We start from the raw sequence: 24655 nt of genomic DNA on the forward strand, positions 1-24655 counted from the left end.
CCACGGGGATCGGGTGATCTGCTGGGAGGAACGGCCCCGTGGACACGGAAAAGGCCGCCCCTCGGGCGGCCTGTGCGTGGTGTACGCGCGATCAGCGGGCCGCCGGATGAGCGGTCCACCACCAGTTACGGGTCGAATGCGCGAACATGCCGGAACCATAACCCATGAAACACGCGGGAGGGGCCCCGTTCCGCCCATCGGGCGCAACGGGACCCCTCCACGGCCGGTCCGGACGGATCAGATCAGCGAGTTGTAGATGTTCCAGCCGCCGCCGACCCGCGCCATGGGCGCGAACGGCTTGGCCGCGTCACCGGTCGAGCGGTAGTACCAGAGCACGCCGTCCTTGTCCCGGGCGATCAGGTCCGGGATGCCGTCGCGGTTCAGGTCGCTCGGGCCCAGCAGGTCCTTGAAGACCCCCCAGCCCTTGCCGATCTGGGTGCGCGTGGCGTACGGGGCGGTGGCGCTGCCGGTGCCCTTGTAGAGCCACAGCACCCCGGACGTGTCCCGGGCCACCAGGTCCGCCTTGCCGTCACCGGTCAGATCGCCGGTGGAGACCAGAGTGTTGTAGACGCCCCAGCCGCCGCCGACCTTCGCCTTGGCGGCGAAGGGCTTCGCCGGGTCGCCGGTGCCCCGGTAGTACCAGAGCACGTTGGAGCCGTCGCGGGCGATCAGGTCCGCCTTGCCGTCACCGTTCAGGTCACGGGCGCCCCAGATGCCGTTGTAGACGCCCCAGCCGCCGCCGACCTTCAGCCGGGTCTGGAAGGGCTTGCTCGGGTTGTTGCCGGCCCGGTAGTACCAGAGGTAGCCGCTCTTGTCCCGGGTCACGATGTCGCCCGTGCCGTCGGCGCGCAGCGCCGTCATCGCGGTCATCGCGTTGTAGACCTGCCAGCCCGGACCCACCCGGAAGCGGGTGAAGAACGGCGCGGTGGCGCTGCCGGTGCCCTGGTACTGCCAGAGGACGCCGGACGCGTCGCGGCCCAGGATGTTGTAGCGGTTGGTCCCGGCGTCCGGCGCGACGCTCGTGGAGACCTGGACGTCGCTCGCCTTCACCCACGCCATGCGGTGGTTGTAGCGGATCGGCAGATAGCCGGTGGCGCCGATCACGTTCTGCTGGACGGAGCCGAACCAGTCGTCGCCCTTCACCTCGGTACCGCCCAGCGCGTACGCCTGGCCCGCGGGCAGGGTGTACTTCGTCAGGTAGTCCGGGTTGTCCGTCGGGGCCTCCAGCTTGGCGGCCGTGTAGGCGGCCGTCTCCGGGTAGGAGCGGCCGTAGATCCGGACCGTCACCCCGGCCTTGGCCTTCACCGTGCGCGGGCCGGCCGCCAGCGGCGCGGTGTACTGGCCGCCCGGGTTGTAGAACCAGCCCTTCTTCCCGCCGAACCAGATGGCCGTCCAGTTGGTCCGTGCCTCGGCGACGACGTACGTGCCGCCCGCGCGGACCTTGTTGCCCCAGTTGGAGCCCTCGCTCCACAGGGACGTGAAGTACGGGTCGGTCAGCGTGGTCGCGGTGGTCGACGGCGAGGTGTAGAGGTAGCCGAAGTTCGCCGGCCGCGTACCGACCGCCTTGCTGCCGTACGTCAGCTTCGGCTGGTTGGCCGTGGTGAACGGCGGCACCACCCGGACCACCTGACCCGCCTTGACGGGGCCGCCGGCGCCCTCCGCGCCGGTCGGGGCGCCCATCAGGGACATGAAGTGGTTCCAGTCCCAGAACGGACCCGGGTCCCAGTGCGTGCCCGAGATGTTCCGGTCCAGCTGAACGGGCACCTCGTCGTGGCCGATGATGTGCTCACGGTCCAGCGGGATGCCGTACTTCTGCGCCAGGAACTTCACCAGGGCCGCGGTCGACTCGTACTGCGACTCGCTGTACCAGCTGCCCTCCTTGATGGCGTAGCCCTCGTGCTCCACGCCGATGGAGTGCATGTTCAGGGTCCAGTTGCCCGCGTGCCACGCCAGGTCCTTGTTCTGGACCATCTGCGTGACCAGGCCGTCCGAGGCGCGCACCAGGTAGTGCGCGCTCGCGGCGGTCTCCGGATTGGTGAGCGTGGACAGCGAGCCCGCGTAGTCGCCCTCGGTGTCGTGGATCACGATCTGCCGGATGTCGACGCCCTGGGCGGGGCGCACGGCCGGGGTGTATCCGCGCTTGCCGGTGCTCGACGACTTGGCCGGCACGAAGTCGCAGTTCAGACCGGCCGGGCACTCCGGCGTGGGCGTCGCGGCGGTGCTCGCGAAGCTCGCGGCCAGCGGCACGTTCGCCGGCTTGACCGGCTGGACGGAGGGGTCCGCCGGGAGCGAGACCTGCTGGCCGTCCTGGGTGAGCGCGCTCTCACCGGTGCGGATCGACTCGAAGACGCGCTTCGCGAAGAGGTCGGCGCCCTTCTTGTCCGGCGACTGGCTGAACCGCGCGACCGCCGGGTACCACTGGGACGGGTCGTCCGACAGGGAGCCCTTCGCGTCGCGCTGGTACGCGGCGAGGAGCGCCGCGCCCGCGCGGATGCTGTCCTCGGAGTCGGTGCGCACGGACTCCGTGTCCGTGTCGATCAGGTCGGCGGCCTCGTCCAGCGTGTGCAGCCGGGGGTCGGAGGTGTCGACCGTCTTCTTCGGCAGCGTGCGCAGCACCTTCGCCGGGTCGAAGGTCTTCTCGATCTCCGGCCGGCCGCTCAGGTTCATGTGGGCCAGACGTTCCTTGTCGTCCGGCTGCTCCACGTCACCGGGCGACACACTGGTCAGCCCCATGACGTTGTAGGCGCCGCTGGTGCTCGGCTCGCCGTCGTGGCTCTCCCAGCGCGTCTGCCGGTACGAGACGGCCATGAGCACGCTCTGCGGCACGTCGAACTCGGACGCCGCGTCCGCGAACTGCTTCTGCAGCGCGGCGCTCGCCGGTACGGCCCTGCCGTCCGGGTCCGTGGAGTCCTGCGAAGCCATGGCGAGGGTGCCGATGGTCGCCGTCGCGACGATCGCGGCCCCCGCCCCGTACAGCAGGCGTCTCTTTTTGAGGTCTCTGCGGTGATTGCGCTTCAAAGCCCCGCCCCTGTGGTCCACTTGTTCAATTCTGAAAGGTGTGAGGCTAGCAGGGCCGGTGGTGCCCCCCGTCACCGGCCGGTCCGGGTGTCCGTCTCAGTCGTTGAGCATCCGGAAAAACATTGGACGCGACCCCGTAATGTGGGAGCCGTGACCGTGAACGCCAATACCTCCGTCGCCGGTGGCAACACCTGGCGAGACCTTCCCGCGGCGCAGCAGCCCGAGTACCCCGATGCCGAGGCTCTGCGCGATGTACTCGCGGAGCTCGCGTCGTATCCGCCGCTCGTCTTCGCGGGCGAGTGCGACCAGCTGCGTGCCCGTATGGGAGCCGTCGCCAAGGGCGAGGCGTTCCTGTTGCAGGGCGGCGACTGCGCCGAGGCCTTCGACGCCGTGTCCGCCGACCACATCAAGGCCAAGCTGAAGACGCTGCTCCAGATGAGCGCCGTGCTGACGTACGCGGCCGCCGTGCCCGTCGTCAAGGTGGGACGCATCGCCGGCCAGTACTCCAAGCCGCGCTCCAAGCCCACCGAGACCCGCGACGGCGTGACCCTGCCGACCTACCGCGGCGACTCCGTCAACGGCTTCGCCTTCACCGAGGAGGCCCGGGTCCCGGACCCGGAGCGCCTGAAGCGGATGTACCACGCCTCCGCCTCCACGCTGAACCTGGTCCGCGCCTTCACCACCGGCGGGTACGCCGACCTGCGCCAGGTGCACGCCTGGAACCAGGACTTCGTGCGGTCGTCCCCGTCCGGCCAGCGCTACGAGGCCCTGGCCCGCGAGATCGACAACGCGCTGAACTTCATGAAGGCGTGCGGCACCGACCCGGCGGAGTTCAAGGCCGTCGAGTTCTACGCCTCGCACGAGGCGCTGCTCCTCGACTACGAGTCGTCGCTGACCCGCACCGACTCGCGCACCGGCCGGCTCTACGACACCTCGGCCCACATGGTGTGGATCGGTGAGCGCACCCGCCAGATGGACGGGGCGCACATCGAGTTCGCCGCGCGGATCAGCAACCCGATCGGCATCAAGCTCGGTCCGACGAGCACCGTCGAGGAGGCCCTCGGCTACATCGAGCGGCTCGACCCCGACCGCGAGCCCGGCCGGCTGACCTTCGTCGTCCGCATGGGCGCCGACAAGGTCCGCGACAAGCTGCCCGAGCTGGTCGAGAAGGTCACCGCCTCCGGCGCCACCGTCGCCTGGGTGACCGACCCGATGCACGGCAACACCTTCGAGGCCGCCTCCGGCCACAAGACGCGCCGCTTCGACGACGTCCTGGACGAGGTCAAGGGCTTCTTCGAGGTCCACAAGGCCCTCGGCACGCACCCCGGCGGCATCCACGTCGAGCTGACCGGCGACGACGTCACCGAGTGCGTCGGCGGCGGCCACGAGATCTTCGTGGACGACCTCCACCAGCGCTACGAGACGGCTTGCGACCCCCGGCTCAACCGCAGCCAGTCGCTGGACCTGGCCTTCCTCGTCGCCGAGATGTACCGGGACCAGTAGCCGGTCACCGAGCGCGGCGCGCGAACGACGGTGGGGCACGGATCGATGTGATCCGTGCCCCACCGGGCATTCCGGGGCTTTTACGGCTCCCCGTCGCCGGGTAAGGTTAGGTTAGCCTCACCGAGATCGGGGTGGCCGTTACGATCCGTCCCGCCGGGAGGTGAACCGCGTGTACGTCTGCTCGTGCTTCGGCGTGACGGAGCAGCAGGTCAAGGAGCATGCGGACGCCGGCGCCAGCACGCCGCGCCAGATAGCCTCCGCCTGCAAGGCCGGCACCGACTGCGGCAGCTGCGTCCGCACCATCCAGGCCATGCTCGGCCGGGGCGGCTGCCCGCGCCGCGAGCTCCTGGACGGCAGGCGGGCCCCGGGCGGCGCGGAGTCCGTGCCGTCGGCGGCCCCCGTGCCCACGCCCTCCCTCACACGGCTCCCCGACGCCGCCTGAGCCGTCGCGGCCCGCGTCATCAGCTGTCCGGGTGCTCGATCAGCTGCGCGATGTACAGCGGCTCGCCGAGCTTCTCGATCAGCTCCAGCTGGGTGTCGAGATAGTCGATGTGGTGCTCCTCGTCGGCCAGGATCGACTCGAAGATGTTGGCCGAGGTGATGTCGCCCTTGCCGCGCATCAGCTCGATCCCGCGCTTGAGGCGGTCGATCGCCTCCACCTCCACCTGGCGGTCCGCCTGGAACATCTCGGTGACCGTCTGGCCGACCCGGACGTGGAAGAGCCGCTGGTAGTTCGGCAGGCCGTCGAGGAAGAGGATGCGGTCGGTCAGGATCTCCGCGTGCTTCATCTCGTCGAAGGACTCCGAGCGCGTGTACTTCGCGAGCTTGGTCCAGCCGAAGTTCTCCTGCATCTTCGCGTGCAGGAAGTACTGGTTGATGGCCGTCAGCTCGGCGGTCAGCTGTTCGTTCAGGAACTCAAGGACCTCGGGGTCGCCCTGCATCGCAGCGGCTCCTTCCACACGGTGTACGGGGCAAGTGGGCGCATCCTCGCACCGCGTCAGAAGGGCGTCCAGTAAGTTCACGCTTACTGCGAGTTGTCCCGAATCGCCTCTGCCCTGGTCATGACCACACCCGCCTGTCTGTCACCATGGAGTCATGGGTCAGCCGGAAAGCCGGGAACACCGCGCATCAGAGCCGTCCGAGCTTCCGCCGGGCCAGCGATTGCAGCGCGGCTGGCCGGTGACCCACTACGGACCGGTGCCCAAGTTCAAGCCGGACCGCTGGGAGTTCCGGGTCTTCGGAGCCACCGCCGACGGCGAGAAGCACTGCTGGAACCACGAGGAGTTCTCGGCCCTGCCGTTCTCCTCGGTGGTCGCGGATCTGCACTGCGTGACCAAGTTCAGCATGATCGGCGCCGAATGGGGCGGGGTCCTCGCCCGCGAGATCCTGACGCTCGCACCGCCGGCGCCGCAGGTCACCCATGTGATGGTCTGGGCCGAATACGGCTTCAGCTCCAACCTCAGGCTCGACGACTTCACCGCGGAGCGGACCCTGTTCGCCACCCACAAGGGCGGCGAACTGCTCACCGCCGAGCACGGCTTCCCGCTCCGGCTGGTCGTCCCGCACCTGTACGCCTGGAAGGGCCCGAAGTGGGTGCGCGGCATCGAGTACATGACCGCCGACCGCCGCGGCTTCTGGGAGGAGCGCGGCTACCACAACATCGGTGACCCCTGGAAGGAACAGCGCTACTCCTACCAGGAGGAGCCGGGAGACGGCCCCGAGCTCTGACGGCAGCCGGTCAGGCCCGTGCGCGCAGGTCCTTGAGGCGGGCCACGTCCGCCGCGTGCCCCTCCTTGCCGCCCGGGGTCTCGATGATCAGCGGCACGTTCTCCGTGGCCGGGTGGGAGAACAGCTCGCGGAAGGGCTCCTCGCCGATCCGGCCCGCGCCGATGTTCTCGTGGCGGTCCTTGTGGGCGCCGGCCACGTCCTTGGAGTCATTGGCGTGGATCAGTTTCAGCCGCCCCGCGCCGACCGTCTCCACCAGCAGGTCCAGCGTCTCCTTCATGCCGCCGGGGCCGGACAGATCGTGGCCGGCCGCGAAGATGTGGCAGGTGTCCAGGCAGACGCCCAGCCTGGGGTGGGAGTCCAGCGCCTCGAAGTACGGCCCGAAGTCCCAGGTCCGCGAGCAGAGCGAGAAGCCCTGGCCGGCCGTGGACTCCAGCAGCAGGAACGGGTCGTCGTCGTGGGTCAGCTCGTCCAGCAGCGGGCGCATATGCGTGCGCACCTGGGCCAGCGCCTCCTCGCGGGGACGGCCGTTGGTCGCCGAGCCGGTGTGCACCACGACGCCCAGCGCGCCGATCGCGCGCGCCCGGCGCAGCGAGTGGCGCAGCGACTCCACGGACCGCTCCACCGTCTCCGGGGTGTGCGAGCCGAAGTTGATCAGGTAGGGGGCGTGCACGTACGCCGGCATCCCGGCCTCGGCGCACTCCGCGCGGAACCGCTCGTCCTGGGCCGGGGTGCCCGCCGGGGTCGCCCAGCCCCGGGGATTGGCGACGAACACCTGGACGGCCTCCGCGCCCATCTCCCGGGCGTAGGGCAGACCGGTCCTGGCGAGGCCGCCGGCCACCGGGACGTGGCCGCCGACGGGATTGCGCATACGGATCTACAGCCCCTTGGTCTTGATGGTGATGGTGCTGCCCTCGGGGGCACGGTCGCCCCCGTCGACGGACTGGCTTGCGATGGTGTCGCTGAAGGAGAGGAACGGGCGGTCGACCTTGACCTCGAAGCCCGCGTCCTCCAGCAGGCTCCGGGCCTCGTCGATCTTCTTGCCGGTGACGTCCGGTACGTCGATCATGCGGGGGCCCTTGGAGACGGTGAGGGTGACGGTGTCGCCCTCGGCGGCCTGGGCGCCCTCGCCGGGCGACTGGCGGGCGACCGTGCCCGCGTCCTGCGGGGAGCTGACCCGCTCGGATGCCACCTCGACCGTGAGACCGGCGTCCTCCAGCTCCGCGCGGGCGTCCTCGACGTCCTCGCCCGTGACGTCGGGGACGTCGACGGGGCTGCCCTTGGAGACCACGAGGGCGATCGCGGAGTCGGGGTGGCGCTCGGCGCCCCCCGCCGGGTCGGTGCGCAGCACCTCGCCGGCCGCGGCGTCCTCGCTGAACTCCTCGGTGACCATCCCGGGGACCAGCCCCCGCTTCTCCAGTTGCCGCCGGGCCTCGGCCAGCTTTACGCCCGTGACGTCCGGGACCGTGACGATCTCGGGGCCCCGCGAGACGACCAGCGTCACCGAGCCGTTGCGTCGGATCTTGCCGCCCGGCTTGGGATCGCTGCTGATCACCGCGCCCCGGTCGACCGTGTCGCTGTAGGCCCGCCGGACCTCCTTGACGTCGAGCCCGGCGTCCGAGAGGCGGCCCTCGGCCGCCTTCTGGGTCTGGCCCAGCAGCGCGGGAACCCGGGTGAACTGTCCGGAGTTGATGTACCAGACGCCGCCGCCGATCCCCAGGACCAGCAGCACGGCCAGGAGCGCGGTGAGAAGTCCGCGCCGGGGGGCGCGGGACCGGCCGGGCCCGCCGGGGCGCCCGGTCGGCGGCTGCGGCGGCGGGGGCGGTGCCTCCAGCCGGCTGGTGTGGTGAGCGGTGCCCTGGCCCACCGGAAGGACGCGCGGGATCACGCTCGTGCGGTCGTCGGCCTCGTCCGGGGCCCCGTCGGTGGCCTGCGGCGGCACCGCGTCCAGCTCGGCGTCGGTGAGCTGGGCCCGCGCCCGCCGGGACTCGGCGAGCAGCGCCACCGCGTCGAACGGGCGGACCTCCGGATCGCGCGCGGTGGCGCTCGCCACCAGCGCGTCCAGCGCCGGGGCCAGACCCGGCACCGCGGCCGACGGGGGCGGGACGTCCTCGTTGAGGTGCTGGTAGATGACCTGGGCGGGGGTCTCCCCGGTGTGCGGCTTGGCGCCCGTCAGCATCTCGTACAGCACCACGCCCGAGGCGTACACATCGGCGCGGGTGTCGGCCGTGCCGTGCTCGATCTGCTCGGGGGCGAGGTAGGAGACGGTGCCCAGGATCGTCCCGGTGGTGTTGGTGACCGAACCGACCGCGCGGACCAGGCCGAAGTCGGCGACCTTCACCCGGCCGTCGTCGCCGATCAGCACGTTCTCCGGCTTCATGTCGCGGTGGACGAAACCCGCCCGGTGCGCGGCGCCCAGCGCGGCGAGCACCGGGTCCAGGATGTCCAGGGCGGCGCGCGGCCGCAGCGCCCCACGCTCGCGCAGCACGTCGCGCAGCGTGCACCCCGCGACGTACTCCATCGCCAGGTACACGTACTGCCCCTGGGCGCCCTGGTCGAAGACCGCGACCACATTGGGGTGCGCGAGGTGCGCCACCGACTTGGCCTCGCGGATGAAGCGCTCGACGAACGTGGCGTCGGTCGCGAGCGCCGGGTGCATCACCTTGAGGGCGAGCACCCGGTCGAGCCGGGTGTCCATCGCCCGGTAGACCGTGGCCATGCCGCCCACGGCGATGCGCGCATCGACGCGGTAGCGGCCGTCGAGCAGCTGCCCGACGAGCGGGTCCTGAAGGGTCGTGTCCACGCGGTCGAGTCTACGAGCCGCCACGGACACCGCCGACGGGCCGGGGCGAAGCCGGGGCCGTACTGCAGCCGAGCCGTGACAGGGAGATGTGACCGGCCCGCGCGGGCGCCCGTGCGGGGATCGGTCCCGGGGGTCCGGTCCACCCGCGCGGGGCGGTCTCGGGCTCCCGGGGGTGCGGTTCACCCGCGCGGGGGCCCGTCAGAATGCCGGGCGCTCCGGGTCCAGCACCGCGCGCCCCTCGGCAGGCGAGGACGCCTCGGCGAAATGCCGGCGGGGGATCCGGCCCGCCCGGTACGCGAGCCGCCCGCCCTCCACGGCGTGGCGCATCGCGGCGGCCATCAGTTCGGGCTCCTGGGCCCGGGTCACCGCCGAGGCCAGCATGACCGCCGAGCACCCCAGCTCCATGGCGAGCGCCGCGTCCGAGGCGGTGCCCGCCCCGGCGTCCAGGATCACCGGGACCCGGGCCTGCTCGACGATCAGCCGGAAGTTGTGCGGATTGCGGATGCCGAGCCCGGAGCCGATGGGGGAGCCGAGCGGCATGACCGCCGCGCAGCCCACCTCCTCCAGCCGCCGGGCCAGCACCGGATCGTCGTTGGTGTACGGCAGGACGGTGAAGCCGTCGTCGACCAGCGTCTCCGCCGCGTCCAGCAGCTCGATCGGCTCGGGCAGCAGGGTGCGCTCGTCGGCCACCACCTCCAGTTTGACCCAGTCGGTGCCCAGCGCCTCCCGGGCCAGCCGGGCGGTCAGCACCGCCTCGCCCGCCGTGAAGCAGCCGGCCGTGTTCGGCAGCACCCGCACGGACAGCTTCTCCAGCACGGACAGGACCGAGCCGCGCACGGTGGGATCGACGCGGCGCATGGCGACGGTGGTCAGCTCGGTGCCGGAGGCGGCCAGGGAGCGCTCCAGCACGTCCAGACTGGGCGCCCCGCCCGTGCCCATGATCAGCCGGGAGCCGAAGGCCGTACCGCCCAGGGTGAAGAGGTCGTCGGTCACGGTCAGCCTCCCTGGACGGCGGTCAGCACCTCGACCCGGTCGCCGTCGCGGAGCGCGGCCGAGGCCCACGCGCCGCGCGGCACGACCGTCTCGTTGAGCGCGGCGGCGATGCCCGCGCGCGCCTCGGTGAGCGTGGCGACGAGGGCGTCCAGGGTGGTGCCGGGCGCGACGGCGACGCGCTCGCCGTTCACGGTGACGTGCACGGAGGGGGCGGGGGACTCGGTCATGCGGGCTGCTCCTGACGTACGGGGGCGGCGGCGGGCGCGAACCGGCCGGGGGAGAAGGGGCGGGCCGCCTCGGGCAGTTCGCCGTCGGCCAGCAGCGCGGCCATCGCGTCCCCGGTGACGGGGGTCAGGAGCACCCCGTTGCGGTGGTGGCCGGTGGCGAGGTGCAGTCCGGGCAGCGCGGTGCGGCCGAGCAGCGGGGCGTTGTCGGGGGAGCCGGGGCGCAGCCCGGCCAGGGTCTCGGTGAGCGGCAGCTCGGTGAGGCCGGGGACCAGTTCGTGCGCGTCCCGCAGCAGTTCGTACACCCCGCCGGCCGTGACCGTGGTGTCCCAGCCCATCTCCTCGCTGGTGGCGCCGACGACCAGTTCGCCGTTCTCGCGCGGGACGAGGTAGACGTGGCTGCCCCGGACGACGGCGCGCACGGTGCGCGACAGGAAGGGGGCGTACGCGGGCGGCACCCTCAGCCGCAGCACCTGCCCCTTCACCGGGCGGACCGGCGGCAGGACGTGCTCGGGCACGCCCGCGAGCCGGCCGCTCAGGCTGCCGGCCGCCAGCACGACCTGGTCGGCGGCGAGCCGGGTGCCGTCGGCCAGGACGGCCCCGGTGGCCCGGTCGCCGCTCACCGCGAGGCGTTCGGCCGCGGCGCGGACCAGGACGACCCCGGCCCGCCCGCAGGCGGTCAGCAGGGCGGCGGCCAGCCGGCGCGGATCGACCTGGTGGTCGCCGTCGACCCGCAGCCCGCCGCGCACCCCCGGCGCGAGCATCGGCTCCAGGCGGCGGCACTCGCGTCCGGAGAGCCATTCCGACTCCAGCCCGCACCGCCGCTGCAGGGCGTGCAGTTCGCGAAGGTGGGCGCGGTCGTCGGCGTCCAGCGCGACGGCCAGCGTGCCGCAGGCGCGGAAGCCGATCTCCTGGCCGCTCGCCTCCTCCAGTTCGGCGGTGAACGCCGGATAGCGCGCCGCCGAGGCCAGGTTGAGGCCGAGGAGCGTCTCCTCGCCGTAGTGGAGTTCGGTGACGGCGGCCAGCATCCCGGCCGCGACCCGGGCGGCCCCGCCGCCGGGGTCCGGATCGGCGACCACGACGGACAGACCGCGCCGCGCGGCCCGCCAGGCCGTCACCAGTCCGATGATTCCCCCGCCGATCACGAGGACGTCGGAGCCTTCTCCTCGGTGGATGGACATGGGCGTCCAGCCCCTCCCTTCGCCGGCATGACCCGGATCAGGTTCGTACGGTCGGAGGCCGTCCAGCCTCCCTCTCAGCCCGGTGCGTCCGGGCTCCCGCGAGTGCGTTGCACGGCCACCCTAAACCCCGCCCCGGCAGCGCCGATCGGGGAACCCGCTTACTGACGCATCGTCAGGTGTTTAGAGTGGGCGGGTGGACGAGCAGACCGGACAGCAGCAGAGGGCGCCGCGGAACGGGCGCCGCGTCGTGATCGCCGGAGCGGGCATGGCGGGGGTGCAGACCGCGGTCGCCCTGCGCGAACAGGGCTTCACCGGCCCCGTCACGCTGATCGGCGCCGAACCCCATCAGCCCTACGACCGTCCGCCGCTGTCGAAGGCCGTCCTCCTCGGCACGGCGGAGAGCTCCGCCTTCGACATCGACTTCGAGGCCCTGGACGTCACCCTGCGGCTCGGCCTCGACGTGACCGGCCTGCGCCCGGACGACCGCGAACTGGACACCCCGCAGGGTCCCGTCCCCTACGACGTCCTGGTCCTCGCCACCGGCGCCGAACCCCTGGCCCTCCCCGGCGCCGAAGGCGTGCCCGGGGTCCATCTGCTGCGCACCCTGGACGACGCCGCGCGGCTGCGCCCGGTCCTGGCGGAGCGGCACCGGGTCGTGGTCGTCGGCGCGGGCTGGATCGGCGCCGAGTTCGCCACCGCCGCCCGCGCGGCCGGCTGCGAGGTCACCGTCGTCGAGGCTGCCGCCCACCCGCTGGCCGGGGCGCTGCCTGCCGACATCACCGCCCCGATGGCCCGCTGGTACGAGGAGAGCGGCGCCGTCCTCCTCACCGGCGCCCGGGTCGCCGCCGTCGAGCCCGGCCGGGTGGAGCTGGCCGACGGCCGCACCCTGCCCGCGGACGCCGTCGTCGTCGGCATCGGCGCCCGGCCCGCGACCCGGTGGCTCGCCGGGTCCGGGATCGCGCTCGGCCCGGACGGATCGGTCACCGCCGACGCCTCGCTGCGCACCTCGCTCCCGGACGTCTACGCGGTCGGTGACTGCGCCTCCTTCCCGTCCGCCCGGTACGGGGAACGGCTGCTCGTCCACCACTGGGACAACGCCCTCCAGGGCCCCAGGACCGTGGCCGCCGCCGTCACCGCGGACCCGGAGGCCGGCGGCGACGCGCCGGTCTACGACCCCGTGCCCTACTTCTGGTCCGAGCAGTTCGGCCGCTTCGTCCAGTACGCCGGGCACCACGCGGGGGCGGACGCGGTGGTGCGGCGGGGCGACCCGGAAGACCCGGCGTGGTCGGTGTGCTGGCTGCGCTCCGGCGCGCTCGTCGCCGTACTGGCGGTCGGCCGTCCGCGCGATCTCGCCCAGGGGCGCCGGCTCCTCGAATCGGGCGCGGAACTGGACCCGGACCGGGTCGCGGACCCCTCCGTACCGCTGAAGTCGGCCATCCGCTGACCACCGCACCGGCCCCATGGACGGGCCGCCCGGCTACCGACTGTCGGTCCGGGATGGCACGCTTGTCCCCGTGACCGAGATTGACGCAAAGATCGATGCTCTCGTCCCCGCCTGGCTCCACCTCCCCGACATCGCCGAAATGATCGATGTCGAGGTGACGCGTGTACGGCAGCTGGTCAAGGAGGGCCAGCTCATCGCCGTACGCCGCGGTGAGAACCGGGCCCTCCAGGTGCCCGCCGCCTTCATCGACGGCGACCGGGTGGTCAAGGGCCTTTCGGGGACCCTGACGCTCCTGAGGGACGACGGCTTCTCCGACGAGGAGATGCTGGAATGGCTCTTCACCCCCGACCCGAGCCTGCCGGGCACGCCCGCCCAGGCGCTGAGTGAGAACCGCGGCACGGAGGTGAAGCGCCGCGCCCAGGCGCTCGCCGTCTGATCCCGACCCGCCGGCCGGACCGGGGCCGTGACCCCGGCCGGTCCGCGGGAGACGCTCCGGCCGCGCCGGGGCGCGGCACCGCGCCGAGCGGTCCGCGCCCCGGCGCGGTGCCGCGCCCGCACCACAACCGTCACCGTCCCCGGGGGGAACCGCACCATGTCCACGCCTCGCGCGCAGCTGTCCGACGCCCGGCTCTATCTGTGCACGGACGCCCGCCGCCGCCAGGGCGACCTGCCCGCCTTCCTCGACGCGGTCCTCGCCAACGGGGTGGACATCGTCCAGCTCCGCGACAAGGGCATGGAGGCCGCCGAGGAGCTGGAGCACCTCCAGGTCTTCGCCGACGCCTGCGAGCGCCACGGTGCGCTCCTCGCGGTCAACGACCGGGCCGACGTCGCCCACGCCATCGGCTCCGACGTGCTGCACCTGGGCCAGGGCGACCTGCCGGTCCCGGCCGCCCGCGCGATCCTCGGCCCCGACGTCCTGGTCGGCCGCTCCACGCACGCCGAGGCGGAGGTCGACGCCGCCCTCGCCCAGCCCGGCGTGGACTACTTCTGCACGGGCCCCTGCTGGCCCACCCCGACCAAGCCCGGCCGCACCGCCCCCGGGCTCGGCCTCGTCCGCTACGCCGCCTCGCTCGCCCCGGCCCGCCCCTGGTTCGCCATCGGCGGCATCGACGCGGGCAACCTCGACGAGGTGCTGGACGCCGGGGCGCGCCGGATCGTCGTCGTCCGCGCCGTTACGGAGGCCGCCGACCCCGGGGCCGCGGCGGCCGAGCTGGCACGCCGGGTCCGGGAGCGCGCCGAGGCGTGACGGGGGAGTGACCGGAGAGGCCGCGGAGCCGTTCCGGGACGGAAGTGTCCGAGGCGTGGACAAAGAACCGGGCATTCAAGCCAAATCACCCTAGTTCGGTTGGGTGCCGGGCCGGGCCTGGTTAACCTGCCCGTATGGCCCTTGGCACCCCCTCCACCAGGACAGATCGCGCGCCCACCGTGCGCGAGATGCTCGCGACCGGCACGACCTTGTACTCGTTCGAGTTCTGGGCCCCCAGGACCGAGAAGGGCGAGCGCAATCTGTGGAACGCGCTCCGCCGGGTCGAGGCGGTGCGTCCGAACTTCGTCTCCGTGACGTACGGCGCCGGCGGCTCCACCCGGTCCGGGACGGTGAAGGCCACCCAGGACATCGCCGCCGAGTCCACGCTCACCCCGGTCGCCCACCTCACGGCGGTCAACCACTCCGTCGCCGAGCTGCGCAACATGATCGGACAGTACGCCGACGCCGGGATCCGGAACATCCTCGCGGTGCGCGGCGACCCGCCGGGCGACCCCATGGGCCCCTGGGTGGAACACCCCCAGGGCGTGCGGTACGCGGCCGATCTGGTGCGGCTGATCAAGGAGTCCGGCGATTTCTGCGTCGGTGTCGCGGCGTTCCCCGAACGGCACCCGCGCTCGCCCGACTGGGACAGCGACGTCCGGCATTTCGTGGACAAGTGCCGTGCCGGTGCCGACTACGCGATCACGCAGATGTTCTTCGATCCGGAGAACTACCTCCGGATGCGTGACCGAGTGGTCGCCGCGGGTGGCGAGACGCCGATCATCCCCGAGGTGATGCCGGTGACGAGCGTCCGCCAGTTGGAGCGGTTCCCCCAGCTCAGCAACGCGTCCCTGCCCGACGAGCTGAAAGACCGCATCCTCGCCGCCAAGGACGACCCCGCCGCTGTACGCTCCATTGGCATCGACTTCGCGACGCGGTTCTGCGCGAGACTGCTTTCCGAGGGTGTCCCCGGGCTGCACTTCATCACGCTGAACAACTCGACGGCGACGCTCGAAATCTACGAGAATCTCGGACTGCACAAGCAGTTGTGACCGGCCGTACCCGCCACCACCCCGGGGCGGTGGCCGTGGAAGGGGGCGGGCATGGGCTGGACGGTCCTCTACATCGCGTTCGGCATCGTCGCGCTGTGGCTGCTCGGCGAGGTGCTGCTCCAGTACAAGGCACGGCTGCGCTGGCGACTGCTCGCCTTCACCGGCTTCGCCGGGGTCGTCGTCGGTGTGCTGATGCCGTCCGTCTTCGTCATCGCCCTGGGTGCCATCGCCTTCGCGGTCGGCCAGACCTATGTGACGCTCTCCTTCCGCAGGGGCTTCTCGACCGGCTGGGCCATAGGGGGCAGCCCCGGGGAGAGCCGACGCCGGCGCGGCGCGGCCGACCGCGAGCCCACGCTCCAGGTGTCCGACCTGGAGATGGAGTACGCGCCGGAGGCCCCGGCCCCGCAGGAGCCCGCGCCCCGGCCGGCCGCCGTCTACGAACCGGAGCCCCTGCCCGACGACACCGGCCGCTACGGGATCTACGGCGACCCGGCCCCCGCCGCCCGGGACCGGGGACAGCACCAGGACCCCCAGCCGCAGCCGCAGTACGGCGGCTACGACGGATACGGCGACTACTCCGGCCACCCGGCCCAGGGCGGCCAGGACGCCTACGCGGCCCAGGACGGCTACGGAGGCCAGGACGCCTACGCGCCCACCGGCTCCTACGACTACGGCACGGACCGCCAGCAGTACGCCGCGTACTCCGACCCGTACATCGGCACCACCACCGGCACCCCCGACTACGGCACGTACCAGGACTACGGGACCCCGCAGCAGTACGACGCCTACGGCACCGGCCAGCAGTTCGCCGATCCGTACGCCGCCGAGGGCTACGCCCCCGACACCCCGCCCGGCGGCGTCTGGGTCCCCCAGCAGCGCGAGGGCGAGCAGTACCCCCCGCACCAGCCCGCCCAGCAGGCGCCGTACCCGAACGGCTACGAGTCCGGCTACGGCAACAACGAGCCGTACCGCTACTAGGACCTACCCCCCTGGTGAGCCCCGCCGCTCACCGCGAGCCGCGGAAGTCCTCGCCTTCCACGACCAGGCCCGCCACCAGCGCCCCGGACATGCCGGCGTGGGCGAGTCCGCCGCCCGGGTGCGACCAGCCGCCCGCCAGGAGGAGTCCGGGCAGCCGGGTGGGATTGCCCGGGTGGAGGAAGCCGCCGGCGGCGCCCGCCAGCGAGGGCGCGGGGACGGCGCCGCCCTCGGCGCCTGTCGCGGCGGCCGTCTCCGCCGGGGTCCGCACCTCCCGGTGCAGCAGGCGCCCCCGCAGACCGGGCACCGCGGCGGACGCCGCGTCGATCAGGGTGTCCGCGTACCGCGCCCGCAGCGCCGCGTCCGTCCAGTCCACCGGGCCGTGCGGGGCGACCGTCGCCGTCAGCGTCACGGCCTCGTGCGCCTCGTCGGGGCGGGTCGAGGGATCGTCGGGGCGCAGCACCGTCACCGTGGGGTGCGCGGCGAGCCGGCCGCCGAAGACCGCCTCGCGCTCGGCCGCCCCGTCCGCCGGGTGCACCACCGTCCGGTGCGCGGCGTCCGAGGGACGGGCGCCGCGCAGCGACAGCAGCACCAGGAACCGGCCGGTGGGCGCCGGGCCGCCGGGCCGGGGCTGCACCGTCACCTCGCCGTCCCGCCACAGCTCCTGCGGGGGCGTCAGCCCCGGATGCGGGCGGGCGCCCAGCACCACGTGCGCCGCCTCGGCCACGGTGCCGTCCGCCAGCTCCACCCCGGCCGCCCGGCCGTCCTTCTCGACGATCCGGGCCACCTCCGCCCCGAAGACGAACTCCACCTTCCGGGCCAGGCACCGCTCGTACACGGCACGCGCCAGCGCGCGCAGCCCGCCCGCCACGTACCAGCTGCCGAAGGTCTCCTCCATGTACGGCAGCAGCGCCGCGCCCGCCGGGGCGTGCGCCGGGTCCAGTCCGTAGGACAGCGCGTACCCGTCGAGCAGGGCGGCCAGCCGGGGGTCGGACAGCTCCCAGGCGCCGACCTCCGCCACGGTGCCCGCCCGAAGGGCCGGGCGCAGCAGCCGACGCCGCGCCGGGGCCGGATACGGATCGCGGCCCAGCACCTGCCAGTCGCTCCGCAGCGGCTCCTCCAGCAGCGGCCGCCGCGAGCGGTCCCAGGCGTCCCTGGCCCGGTCGAGGAAGTCCCCCCAGCTCCGGCCGGCACCCGCGCCGAGCGCCGCGTCCAGCGCGGAGACGACCCCGGCGCGCGAGGCGTTGGGCAGGGACACGTCCGTGCCGTCCGCGAAGACATGACGGCTCGCCGGATCGACCTGGGTCAGGGTGACGCAGCGCTCCAGCGGCTCCTTGCCCGTCTTCACGAACAGGTCGCGGTAGACCGCCGGCAGATGGAGCAGTCCGGGCCCGGTGTCGAAGACGAAGCCCTCGTGGGCATGGCTGCCCAGCGCACCGCCGTACGTCTCCGCGCGTTCGTACACCGTCACCCGGTGCCCGGCCACGGCCAGCCGCGCCGCCGCCGACATCGCGCCCATCCCGGCGCCGATCACCGCAATACGTGCCATGCCAGCGACCTTAACGGCCGCCACCGACAGCTCAGCCGTCAGGCTGCTGCAAGGGCGCCCGCGCCAGCCGCCTCTCCGCACGCCGCTCGGCCCTGCGCCGCAGGAACCGGCGGATCCGGGAGACCAGGAAGAGCGTGATCACCACACCGGTGAGCAGCATCGTCAGCGCGAGACCGGCCGCGATCCAGGGGTGGAATATCGCGAAGGTGATGACGGCGGCGACCCCGAGGTCCTCCACCAGGCTCAGCGCGATGTTGCTGAAGGGCTCCGGGGTGGTGTTGACGGCCATGCGCGTGCCCGCCTTCACCAGATGGCTCACCAGCGCGGTGGAACCGCCGATGGCCCCGGCCGCCACCTCCGGCAGCGAACCGCTCTCGCCCGCCAGCAGCGCCGCCACGACGGCCCCGGTGAGCGGCCTGAGGACCGTGTGCACCGAGTCCCACACGGTGTCGACGTACGGGATCTTGTCCGCCACGACCTCGCACAGGAAGAGCACGCCGACGACGACGAGCACATCGGTGCGCTGGAGCGCCGCCGGTACCTCGTCGGAGACGCCGGTCGCGCCGAAGAGGCCGAGCAGGAGGACCACGGCGTAGGCGTTGATCCCGCTCGCCCAGCCACTCGTGAACACCAGAGGGAGTACGGACACGGACGCGATCGTAACCAGGCGGCGTGCCCGTGGGGGAGGGAACGGGTGCACAGCCCTGAGTATCCGTACCCATGCGGCGAGATGAGTAGGCGCGCGGATGGGTTCCCGCCCGTGCGGACGGCAGAGTGGGGCGCACGGACGGGGCGTCGCGCCACCACCGCCGGCACGGGGCGGCGGAGCGGGGTGCGGCGGCCCTTCCGCACGGGGGTGCGCGACGGAGGGCTCCGGGACCACGGGGGACACGGGGTCACGGGGGAGGGCCCTCCGGAAGCAAACGAAGCGCCGGTCGTACGGGGCCCGGGGGGATCGGGCTCCGCGCGGCCGGCGCTCTCGTACGTTTCCGGGGCGTCAGCGCCCGCTGACCCGCCCGCGCAGCAGCAGGGACAGCGCCGAGTGCACATCGTCGATGGAGCGCTCCGGCTGGAACGCCTGCCAGTCCAGCGCCGCCACCAGCACCATGCCCACCAGCGCGGCCGCCGTCAGCGGGATGTCGATCTCCTCACTCAGCTCGCCGCCCGCCACGCCCTCCCGCAGCACACCCTCGACCACGGCGACGGCCTCCTGACGCACCACCAGCAGGGTCGACTGCCAGGCGCGGTTGGTGCGCCACAGCTCGGCCACGTACAGCTGGGTGAAGGCCGGATAGCGGTCGATGAAGACCAGACCCGCCCGGATCATCGCGTCCAGGGCCTCGACCCGGCTGCCGTCGCGCGCGGCGGTCTCCTCGGCCGCCGCGCGCAGCGACGCGGTGAGCAGGCCGACGCCGTGGCGCAGCAGCTCCTCGAAGAGCTCCGTCTTGCTCTTGAAGTTGTAGTAGACCGTCCCCTTGGCGACCCCGGCGCGCTCGGCGATCTCGTCCACCGTGGTGGCCGAGAAGCCCTTCTCGGCGATGAGGGTCACGGCCGCTTCGTAGAGCTTCTGCCGGGTGGCCCGGCGGCGCGTGGTGCTGCTGCTTTCCATGGCGTCGATTCTCACAGGTCCCGGGGGCCTCACAGGGTCAGTTCGGGATGGAGCCGTTCCAGGGTCCACACCTGCCGGCGCCGGGCGGACAGGGCCGTCAGCGCCAGCGCTCCGGCGGTGAAGGCCGCCAGGACCGCGCACCCCTGCCAGACCGGGCCGAGCCCGCCTCCCGTGATCAGCCGGCGCAGCCCCTCCACGACGTAGCTCATCGGCAGATACGGGTGGATGGCGTTGAAGAAGCCCGGACTGGTCTGGACGGGATAGGTCCCGCCCGCCGAGGTGAGCTGGAGCATCAGCACCGCCAGCACCAGGATCCGCCCGGCCGCCCCGAAGCGGGCGTTCAGCCACTGCACGATCGCGGCGAAGCAGCAGGTGACCAGCGCGAGGAAGCCGAGCGTCCCGGCGGGGCGGGCCATCTGCAGGCCGAGCCCCCAGTGCAGGACGGACATCAGCGCGGCCACCTGGAGCAGCCCGAGCGCCGCCACCGGCAGCCAGCCCGCCAGCGCGATCCGCCGGGCGGGCGCCCCGGCCGCCAGGGCCCGCCGGCCGAGCGGCTGGATCAGCATGTACGCCACCATCGCGCCGACCCAGAGGGAGAGCGGGATGAAGTAGGGGGCGAATCCGGTGCCGTAGTTGGGTGCCTGGTGCAGCGACTGCGAGGCCAGCCGTACGGGGTCGGCCATGACCTCCGTACGGGCGTCGCGGTCGTTCTTGTCGTAGTCGGGGATCCGGCCGACGCCGTCGCCGAGCCCCTGCGCGAGGGTCGCCGAGCCGTCGCCCAGCCGGATCAGACCGCTGTCCAGGCTCGTCGCGCCCTTCCTGAGGTCGCCGACGCCGGTGTTCAGGTCGGCGGAACCGGTCTTCGCCGTGCCGAGGCCGGTGTGGAGGCTGCCCGCGCCCTTCGCGACCTTGTGGGCCCCGGTGTTCAGCGCGTTGATCTTCTTGACGGCTCCCGCCAGGTCCTCGTCCAGGTGCGGTGCCCGTTTCGCGAGGGCGTCGGCCTGGGTCCGGAGCGTGGTGAGCTGGGCGCGCAGCTTCGTGAGGTCGCCGTCCTGGTCCTCGACGAGCACGGCGACGTCGTCCGCGACGGCGGCGACATCGGCTGCGGCCGTCACGGCGCGACCCAGCGGGGCGCAGACCTCCGCGTCGGGCAGCGGCTGCTCCTCGCAGCGGGTGCGGTGGACGGCGGTGAGGTCGTCGGCGGCGGTGTGCGCGGCGGTGGCGGCGGCGGGCGCCGCCTCCACCAGCAGGCCGAGGTTGTCCCGGACGGTCTTGGCGGAGTCCGCGACCAGCCGGGCCGTGTCCCCGATGGCCTTGCCGTTGTCCTTCAGGAAGGGGCGCACGTCGGCGGCCACCCCGTTGACCTTGTCGGCGAGCACCTGGGTGCCGGCGGCGACCTCGCGGGAGCCGGTCTCCAGATCTGCGGCGCCCTTGTCGAGCGTGACGATCCCGGTGGCCAGCCGGCCGCTGCCCGCCTTGGCGTCCTTGAGGCCGTCGGCGAGGTCCTTCGACCCCTTCTTGGCCCGGCCGATGCCGCCTTCGAGATCGGCCGCGCCCCTGGCCGCCTTCGCCGTCGCGTCGTGCAGGTCGGAGAAGTTGATGAAGATCCGGTCCAGGAAGTTCCGGGAGGCGTTCGTGGAGGCGGCGGTGCGCACCTCGGAGAACACGGTCCGGGAGATCTGGCCGACGATGTAGTTGTTCGCGTCGTTCGTACGGACCTGGAGCGCGCCCGTCTCGGGGGAGTCGCCCGCGCTGGAGGCGATGCGGCGGCTGAAGTCGGCCGGCATGGTCAGCGAGAGGTAGTACGTCCCGTCCTCGACGCCCCGGGCCGCCTCGGCCCCGCTCACCTCGTGCCAGTCGAAGACCTCGGAGCCGAGCAGCTTCGCGGTGATCTCGTCGCCCGCCGTGAGGCGTTCGCCGTCCGCGGTGGCGCCCTTGTCGTCGTTGACCAGGGCGACCGGGATCCGGTCCAGGCGTCCGTAGGGGTCCCAGAACGACCAGAGGTACAGGGCTCCGTAGAGCAGCGGCAGCAGCAGGAGGGCGGCGAGCGCGGCACGGGGCAGCCTGCCCCGGCCGAAGCGCCTCAGCTCAAGAGCGGCCAGTCGCGGCGCACGCATCGGCCGTCCCTTCGTCGTGGTGGCTGTCGGTGTGTCCGGGCTGCTCGGCGTGTCCGGGGCGGCCGACCGGGACCGGAGGGGGACCGGTGCGGACCGCGACCGCGTCCTCGGGGGCCTCGCTGCACACGGCCAGGACGGTCGTGCCCCCGTCGGCGAGCGCCCGCAGCAGCGCCCACGCCTCGGCGCGCTCGGCGTCGGAGAGCTTGAGGTCGGTGTCGTCCACCGCGAGCAGCCGGGGCCGGCCGATCAGCGCCAGGGCGACGGAGAGCCGCAGCGCCTCCAGGCGTTCCAGGTCCCGCACCGAGGTCCGCTCGGCCTTCGGCAGCGCGGCGAGGTCGAGTCCGGCCGCCTCCAGAGCCGCGTCCACCCGGGCGCGGCGGGCGGCGGCCCGCTCGCCGCGCGGACGCAGCAGCGCGCGGGGCGAGCCGCCGTAGCGGTGCTGGAGCAGGGCCCGCTCGTGCAGGTGCTCGCCGACCGTGAACGCCGGGTCGAGTTCGCTGACGCCGGGGACCGGGCCGAGGGCGGCGATCCGGCGAACGGCGGCGGCCCGGCGCGGCAGCGGGAGTCCGGCGGTCGCCGCCGCGCCCGCGCTGGGGCGCATCCGGCCGGTGAGGGTGAGCAGCAGACAGGTGCGCCCCGAACCGGAGGGGCCCTCGACCGCCACCAGCGAGCCGGGCGCGGCATCGAACGCCACGTCCCGGAACGCCCAGCCGCGTGCTCCCCTGACGCCGAGGCCGTCTGCGGTGACGGCTGCCCCGTGCGGACTGTCCACGGACCCTCCCCCCGAGTGCGGACGGCTGTTCCGGGCCGTCCGCACTCCTTTTTGAACTGACTGGTCAGTTCAAAAAGGTAGCCTGAACGTGCGAGCGAAGCAAAAGCGCAGGTCGGAGGGGGATTCGGGCCGATTGTCAGTGGGGGCCGTCACGATGGATACCGACGGCCACCGAGCCGTTACGAGACAGGAGGTTTCGTCATGGCCCACTCGTCCGCAGCAGCCGCTCCGCGACGCCGCGCAGACGGCCCTGCCCCCTCACCGACCGGCCCGGCGCACGACGTCCATCCCGTACTGCGGCGCACCACCGCACCGCCCGCCGCCCTCGATCTCCTCGCCCAGGCCCGTGCCGGCCTGGAGGAGGCAGCTGTTCTCGACGTGCCGAACGAGCGGTACGCCACCGCCCACCTCGCCGCCCTGCGCACGGCCGCCGCCGTGCTCGCCGTCCGGGGCCGCCCCGAGACCCGCCCGCGCCGCCGCGAACGGATCCGCAGCGCCTGGCAGGTCCTGCCGGAGGTGGCACCCGAGCTCACCGAATGGAGCGCGCTCTTCGCCTCCGGCGCCGCGCGCCGGGCCCGCGCGGAGGCCGGCATACCGGGGGCGGCCGGCCGGCGGGACGCGGACGACCTCCTGCGCGACGCGGCGATGTTCCTGCGCCTGGTGGAGCGCCTGCTGGTGCTCCAGCCGGTCCTGCCGCAGCCCCGCGCGGAGCGGTACGACGCGGGATGACGGCGCCGGAGGCGCGAGGCAATAGGGTGGCGGTGACCTGTTACCTGCGCTGTTCACGCCCCGCCCCCGGCGGCGGCGCCGTGCCGAGGAGACAAAAGCCGTGTCGGACCAGCTGCGCCCCCGCGCCTCCCTTCGTACCGCTGTGGTGTGGGACGTCCTCAAGGACGCCCTCGACCGCCGGGCCGAGGCGACCGGCAGGGACGTCCTGGACGTGCTGGACACCGGCGGCGGCACGGGCAACTTCGCCGTGCCCGTCGCCCGCCTGGGCCACCGGGTCACCGTCGTCGACCCCAGCCCCAACGCGCTCTTCGCGCTGGAGCGCCGGGCCGCCGAGGCCGGGGTCGCCGAGCGCGTCCACGGCGTGCAGGGCGACATCCTCGGCCTCTTCGACGTGGTCGAGCGCGGAGGCTACGACGCGGTGCTCTGCCACGGCGTCCTGGAATTCGTGGACGACCCCGCCGAGGGCGTGCGGCACGCGGTGGAGGCGCTCCGGCCCTCCGGCGCGCTCAGCCTGCTCGCCGCCGGGCTCGGCGGGGCGGTGCTCGCCCGCGCGCTCGCCGGCCACTTCACCGAGGCCCGGCAGGCGCTCGGCGATCCGGACGGCCGCTGGGGCGAGGGCGACCCCATGCCCCGGCGCTACACGGCCGACCACCTCACCGGGCTGGTCGAGGCCGCGGGGATCGAGGTCGGCGCGGTCCACGGCGTCCGCGTCTTCGCCGACCTCGTGCCCGGGGTCCTCGTGGACACCGAGCCCGGGGCGGTGGAAGCCCTGCTCAGGCTGGAGGCGGCGGCGGCCGAGCTGCCGGCCTTCCACTCGGTGGCCACCCAGCTCCACGTCCTGGGCACCCGCAGGCCCTGAGCGCGGACCGTCCGGACCCGGTGCGCACTCCGCGGCAGCGTGGCTGATCAGCGACGCAGCCGCAGACGGAGTACGTCCCAGCAGCCCCGATCGGAGCCCTGGCCCCGTATGATCGAGGGACACCATCCGGCATGACGGATCGGAGGTTGGGGAATCAACGCCTCAGCAGCTGAGCCGTCGTGGCGGCCCGGACTGGCTGATTGGCAATGAGGGCGGGTTTCACGGGGGCGATTCCCTGCCTATCCTGGAAGGGCCGCATACCGGCCGTCCCCGCGGCCGACGACGAGGAGGACTCCGTGCCGCTCTCGGAGCACGAGCAGCGCATGCTCGAGCAAATGGAGCGAGCGCTGTACGCCGAAGATCCCAAGTTCGCGACAGCGCTCGAGGGAAGTGGGCTGCGTACATACACCCGGCGACGGGTCTACCAGGCAGTTGCTGGCTTCCTGGTGGGAATCGCGCTCCTCATGGCCGGAATGGTCGCTCAGCAGATGTGGGTCAGTGTGGCACTCGGCGTGGTCGGGTTCCTCGTCATGCTGGGCTGTGCCGTGCTGGCCGTCACCGGCTGGCGCAAGGCACCGAAGCCGGGTGAGCAACAGACGGTGCGTGCCGGCGGTGCCGGTGAACGCCGTCAGAGCCGGCAGCGCCGCTCCGTCATGAACCGCATCGAGCAGCGGTGGCAGCGCCGCCGCGACGAGCAGGGCCAGTAGGCGCTCCGCACACATTCGGGTGAGGGGCGGTCGCGTTCGCGCGGCCGCCCCTCACCCGTGCCCGGGGACGGGGCGCCCCGCTGTCCTGAGGGCCCGGACGGCCTCGCCGTCGCCAGCCCGCTTCCGACGCGTGCCCGCCCGCTCCTGAC

24 protein-coding genes and 1 riboswitch are annotated in these 24655 nt (G+C 73.1%); of the genes, 11 read left to right on the forward strand and 13 right to left on the reverse strand.

What is annotated here, in order from left to right; all coding sequences use genetic code 11:
* Positions 1-91: 91 nt before the first annotated feature.
* Positions 92-166, reverse strand: a complete 75-nt coding sequence (locus ACWCXC_RS04485; RefSeq protein WP_450685080.1) for a trp operon leader peptide — start codon at positions 164-166, stop codon at positions 92-94.
* A gap of 71 nt (positions 167-237) precedes the next feature.
* A complete protein-coding gene (locus tag ACWCXC_RS04490) occupies positions 238-3018 on the reverse strand; it encodes an N-acetylmuramoyl-L-alanine amidase (RefSeq protein WP_450886574.1) in 2781 nt (926 codons plus the stop codon).
* Between the two features lie 156 nt (positions 3019-3174).
* On the opposite strand from ACWCXC_RS04490, the gene ACWCXC_RS04495 reads away from it, so the two are divergent.
* Both ACWCXC_RS04495 and ACWCXC_RS04500 read left to right on the forward strand, forming a co-directional pair.
* Positions 3175-4521, forward strand: coding sequence for a class II 3-deoxy-7-phosphoheptulonate synthase (locus ACWCXC_RS04495; RefSeq protein ID WP_450685069.1), 1347 nt, complete (start codon positions 3175-3177; stop codon positions 4519-4521).
* A 169-nt stretch (positions 4522-4690) separates the two neighbouring features.
* Positions 4691-4963, forward strand: coding sequence for a (2Fe-2S)-binding protein (locus tag ACWCXC_RS04500; protein WP_450685070.1), 273 nt, complete (start codon positions 4691-4693; stop codon positions 4961-4963).
* Between the two features lie 19 nt (positions 4964-4982).
* Here the strand turns inward: ACWCXC_RS04500 and bfr are convergent, their stop codons facing one another.
* On the reverse strand, positions 4983-5462 hold the full coding sequence (bfr, locus tag ACWCXC_RS04505; protein WP_450886577.1) for a bacterioferritin: 480 nt from the start codon (positions 5460-5462) through the stop codon (positions 4983-4985).
* A 154-nt stretch (positions 5463-5616) separates the two neighbouring features.
* Between bfr and ACWCXC_RS04510 the strand changes: the two genes are divergently transcribed.
* Positions 5617-6249 (forward strand): sulfite oxidase-like oxidoreductase, encoded by a 633-nt coding sequence (locus ACWCXC_RS04510; RefSeq protein ID WP_450685072.1) that lies wholly within the window; start codon positions 5617-5619, stop codon positions 6247-6249.
* Between the two features lie 10 nt (positions 6250-6259).
* Here the strand turns inward: ACWCXC_RS04510 and ACWCXC_RS04515 are convergent, their stop codons facing one another.
* The 5 genes from ACWCXC_RS04515 to thiO all read right to left on the reverse strand — a co-directional run bounded on the left by ACWCXC_RS04515 (position 6260) and on the right by thiO (position 11447).
* On the reverse strand, positions 6260-7117 hold the full coding sequence (locus tag ACWCXC_RS04515) for a deoxyribonuclease IV (RefSeq protein WP_450685073.1): 858 nt from the start codon (positions 7115-7117) through the stop codon (positions 6260-6262).
* A 6-nt stretch (positions 7118-7123) separates the two neighbouring features.
* Positions 7124-9049 carry a Stk1 family PASTA domain-containing Ser/Thr kinase gene (gene pknB, locus ACWCXC_RS04520; RefSeq protein ID WP_450886580.1) on the reverse strand — a complete coding sequence of 642 codons (1926 nt, stop codon included), beginning with the start codon at positions 9047-9049 and terminating at the stop codon, positions 7124-7126.
* Positions 9050-9247: 198 nt separating this feature from the next.
* Positions 9248-10042: a thiazole synthase gene (locus ACWCXC_RS04525; RefSeq protein WP_450685075.1), complete on the reverse strand. Its 795-nt coding sequence runs from the start codon at positions 10040-10042 to the stop codon at positions 9248-9250.
* Between the two features lie 2 nt (positions 10043-10044).
* Positions 10045-10269, reverse strand: a complete 225-nt coding sequence (gene thiS, locus ACWCXC_RS04530) for a sulfur carrier protein ThiS (protein WP_450685076.1) — start codon at positions 10267-10269, stop codon at positions 10045-10047.
* Positions 10266-11447, reverse strand: coding sequence for a glycine oxidase ThiO (gene thiO / locus ACWCXC_RS04535; protein WP_450886583.1), 1182 nt, complete (start codon positions 11445-11447; stop codon positions 10266-10268). Before thiO ends, thiS begins: the two co-directional genes overlap by 4 nt.
* A riboswitch (TPP riboswitch) is annotated at positions 11445-11557 on the reverse strand. Its footprint overlaps the gene before it by 3 nt.
* Positions 11558-11712: 155 nt before the next feature.
* Between thiO and ACWCXC_RS04540 the strand changes: the two genes are divergently transcribed.
* The 5 genes from ACWCXC_RS04540 (at position 11713) to ACWCXC_RS04560 (ending at position 16167) form a co-directional block, all read left to right on the forward strand.
* Entirely contained in the window at positions 11713-12891 is a 1179-nt protein-coding gene (locus ACWCXC_RS04540; protein ID WP_450886676.1) for an NAD(P)/FAD-dependent oxidoreductase, read from the forward strand.
* A gap of 70 nt (positions 12892-12961) precedes the next feature.
* Positions 12962-13327 (forward strand): Rv2175c family DNA-binding protein, encoded by a 366-nt coding sequence (locus ACWCXC_RS04545; protein ID WP_450685078.1) that lies wholly within the window; start codon positions 12962-12964, stop codon positions 13325-13327.
* Positions 13328-13483: 156 nt separating this feature from the next.
* Positions 13484-14137 (forward strand): thiamine phosphate synthase, encoded by a 654-nt coding sequence (thiE, locus tag ACWCXC_RS04550; RefSeq protein WP_450886586.1) that lies wholly within the window; start codon positions 13484-13486, stop codon positions 14135-14137.
* A 134-nt stretch (positions 14138-14271) separates the two neighbouring features.
* Positions 14272-15189, forward strand: a complete 918-nt coding sequence (metF, locus tag ACWCXC_RS04555) for a methylenetetrahydrofolate reductase [NAD(P)H] (protein ID WP_450685373.1) — start codon at positions 14272-14274, stop codon at positions 15187-15189.
* A 51-nt stretch (positions 15190-15240) separates the two neighbouring features.
* Positions 15241-16167 carry a hypothetical protein gene (locus ACWCXC_RS04560; RefSeq protein WP_450886588.1) on the forward strand — a complete coding sequence of 309 codons (927 nt, stop codon included), beginning with the start codon at positions 15241-15243 and terminating at the stop codon, positions 16165-16167.
* Between the two features lie 28 nt (positions 16168-16195).
* On the opposite strand, the gene ACWCXC_RS04565 is transcribed toward ACWCXC_RS04560, so the two are convergent.
* From ACWCXC_RS04565 to ACWCXC_RS04585, 5 genes are all read right to left on the reverse strand, one after another.
* Positions 16196-17713, reverse strand: coding sequence for a phytoene desaturase family protein (locus tag ACWCXC_RS04565; RefSeq protein WP_450886590.1), 1518 nt, complete (start codon positions 17711-17713; stop codon positions 16196-16198).
* A 31-nt stretch (positions 17714-17744) separates the two neighbouring features.
* Entirely contained in the window at positions 17745-18362 is a 618-nt protein-coding gene (locus tag ACWCXC_RS04570) for a DUF4126 domain-containing protein (protein WP_450886592.1), read from the reverse strand.
* 348 nt (positions 18363-18710) lie between these two features.
* Positions 18711-19322, reverse strand: coding sequence for a TetR/AcrR family transcriptional regulator (locus tag ACWCXC_RS04575; protein WP_450685369.1), 612 nt, complete (start codon positions 19320-19322; stop codon positions 18711-18713).
* A 29-nt stretch (positions 19323-19351) separates the two neighbouring features.
* Positions 19352-21439: a YhgE/Pip family protein gene (locus ACWCXC_RS04580; RefSeq protein ID WP_450886594.1), complete on the reverse strand. Its 2088-nt coding sequence runs from the start codon at positions 21437-21439 to the stop codon at positions 19352-19354.
* Positions 21411-22211 (reverse strand): ATP-binding cassette domain-containing protein, encoded by an 801-nt coding sequence (locus ACWCXC_RS04585; RefSeq protein ID WP_450886596.1) that lies wholly within the window; start codon positions 22209-22211, stop codon positions 21411-21413. The genes ACWCXC_RS04580 and ACWCXC_RS04585 overlap by 29 nt, the downstream gene beginning before the upstream one ends.
* Before the next feature lie 201 nt (positions 22212-22412).
* Between ACWCXC_RS04585 and ACWCXC_RS04590 the strand changes: the two genes are divergently transcribed.
* The 3 genes from ACWCXC_RS04590 (at position 22413) to ACWCXC_RS04600 (ending at position 24506) form a co-directional block, all read left to right on the forward strand.
* A complete protein-coding gene (locus ACWCXC_RS04590; RefSeq protein ID WP_450886598.1) occupies positions 22413-22940 on the forward strand; it encodes an SAV_6107 family HEPN domain-containing protein in 528 nt (175 codons plus the stop codon).
* A 100-nt stretch (positions 22941-23040) separates the two neighbouring features.
* The gene (locus ACWCXC_RS04595) at positions 23041-23799 is read left to right on the forward strand and encodes a class I SAM-dependent methyltransferase (RefSeq protein WP_450685365.1); all 759 of its coding nucleotides are present in this window, start codon (positions 23041-23043) and stop codon (positions 23797-23799) included.
* Positions 23800-24095: 296 nt separating this feature from the next.
* Positions 24096-24506 (forward strand): DUF3040 domain-containing protein, encoded by a 411-nt coding sequence (locus tag ACWCXC_RS04600; RefSeq protein WP_450685364.1) that lies wholly within the window; start codon positions 24096-24098, stop codon positions 24504-24506.
* The last annotated feature ends 149 nt before the right edge of the window (positions 24507-24655 follow it).

Source organism: Streptomyces sp. NPDC001515 (genome assembly GCF_053597115.1).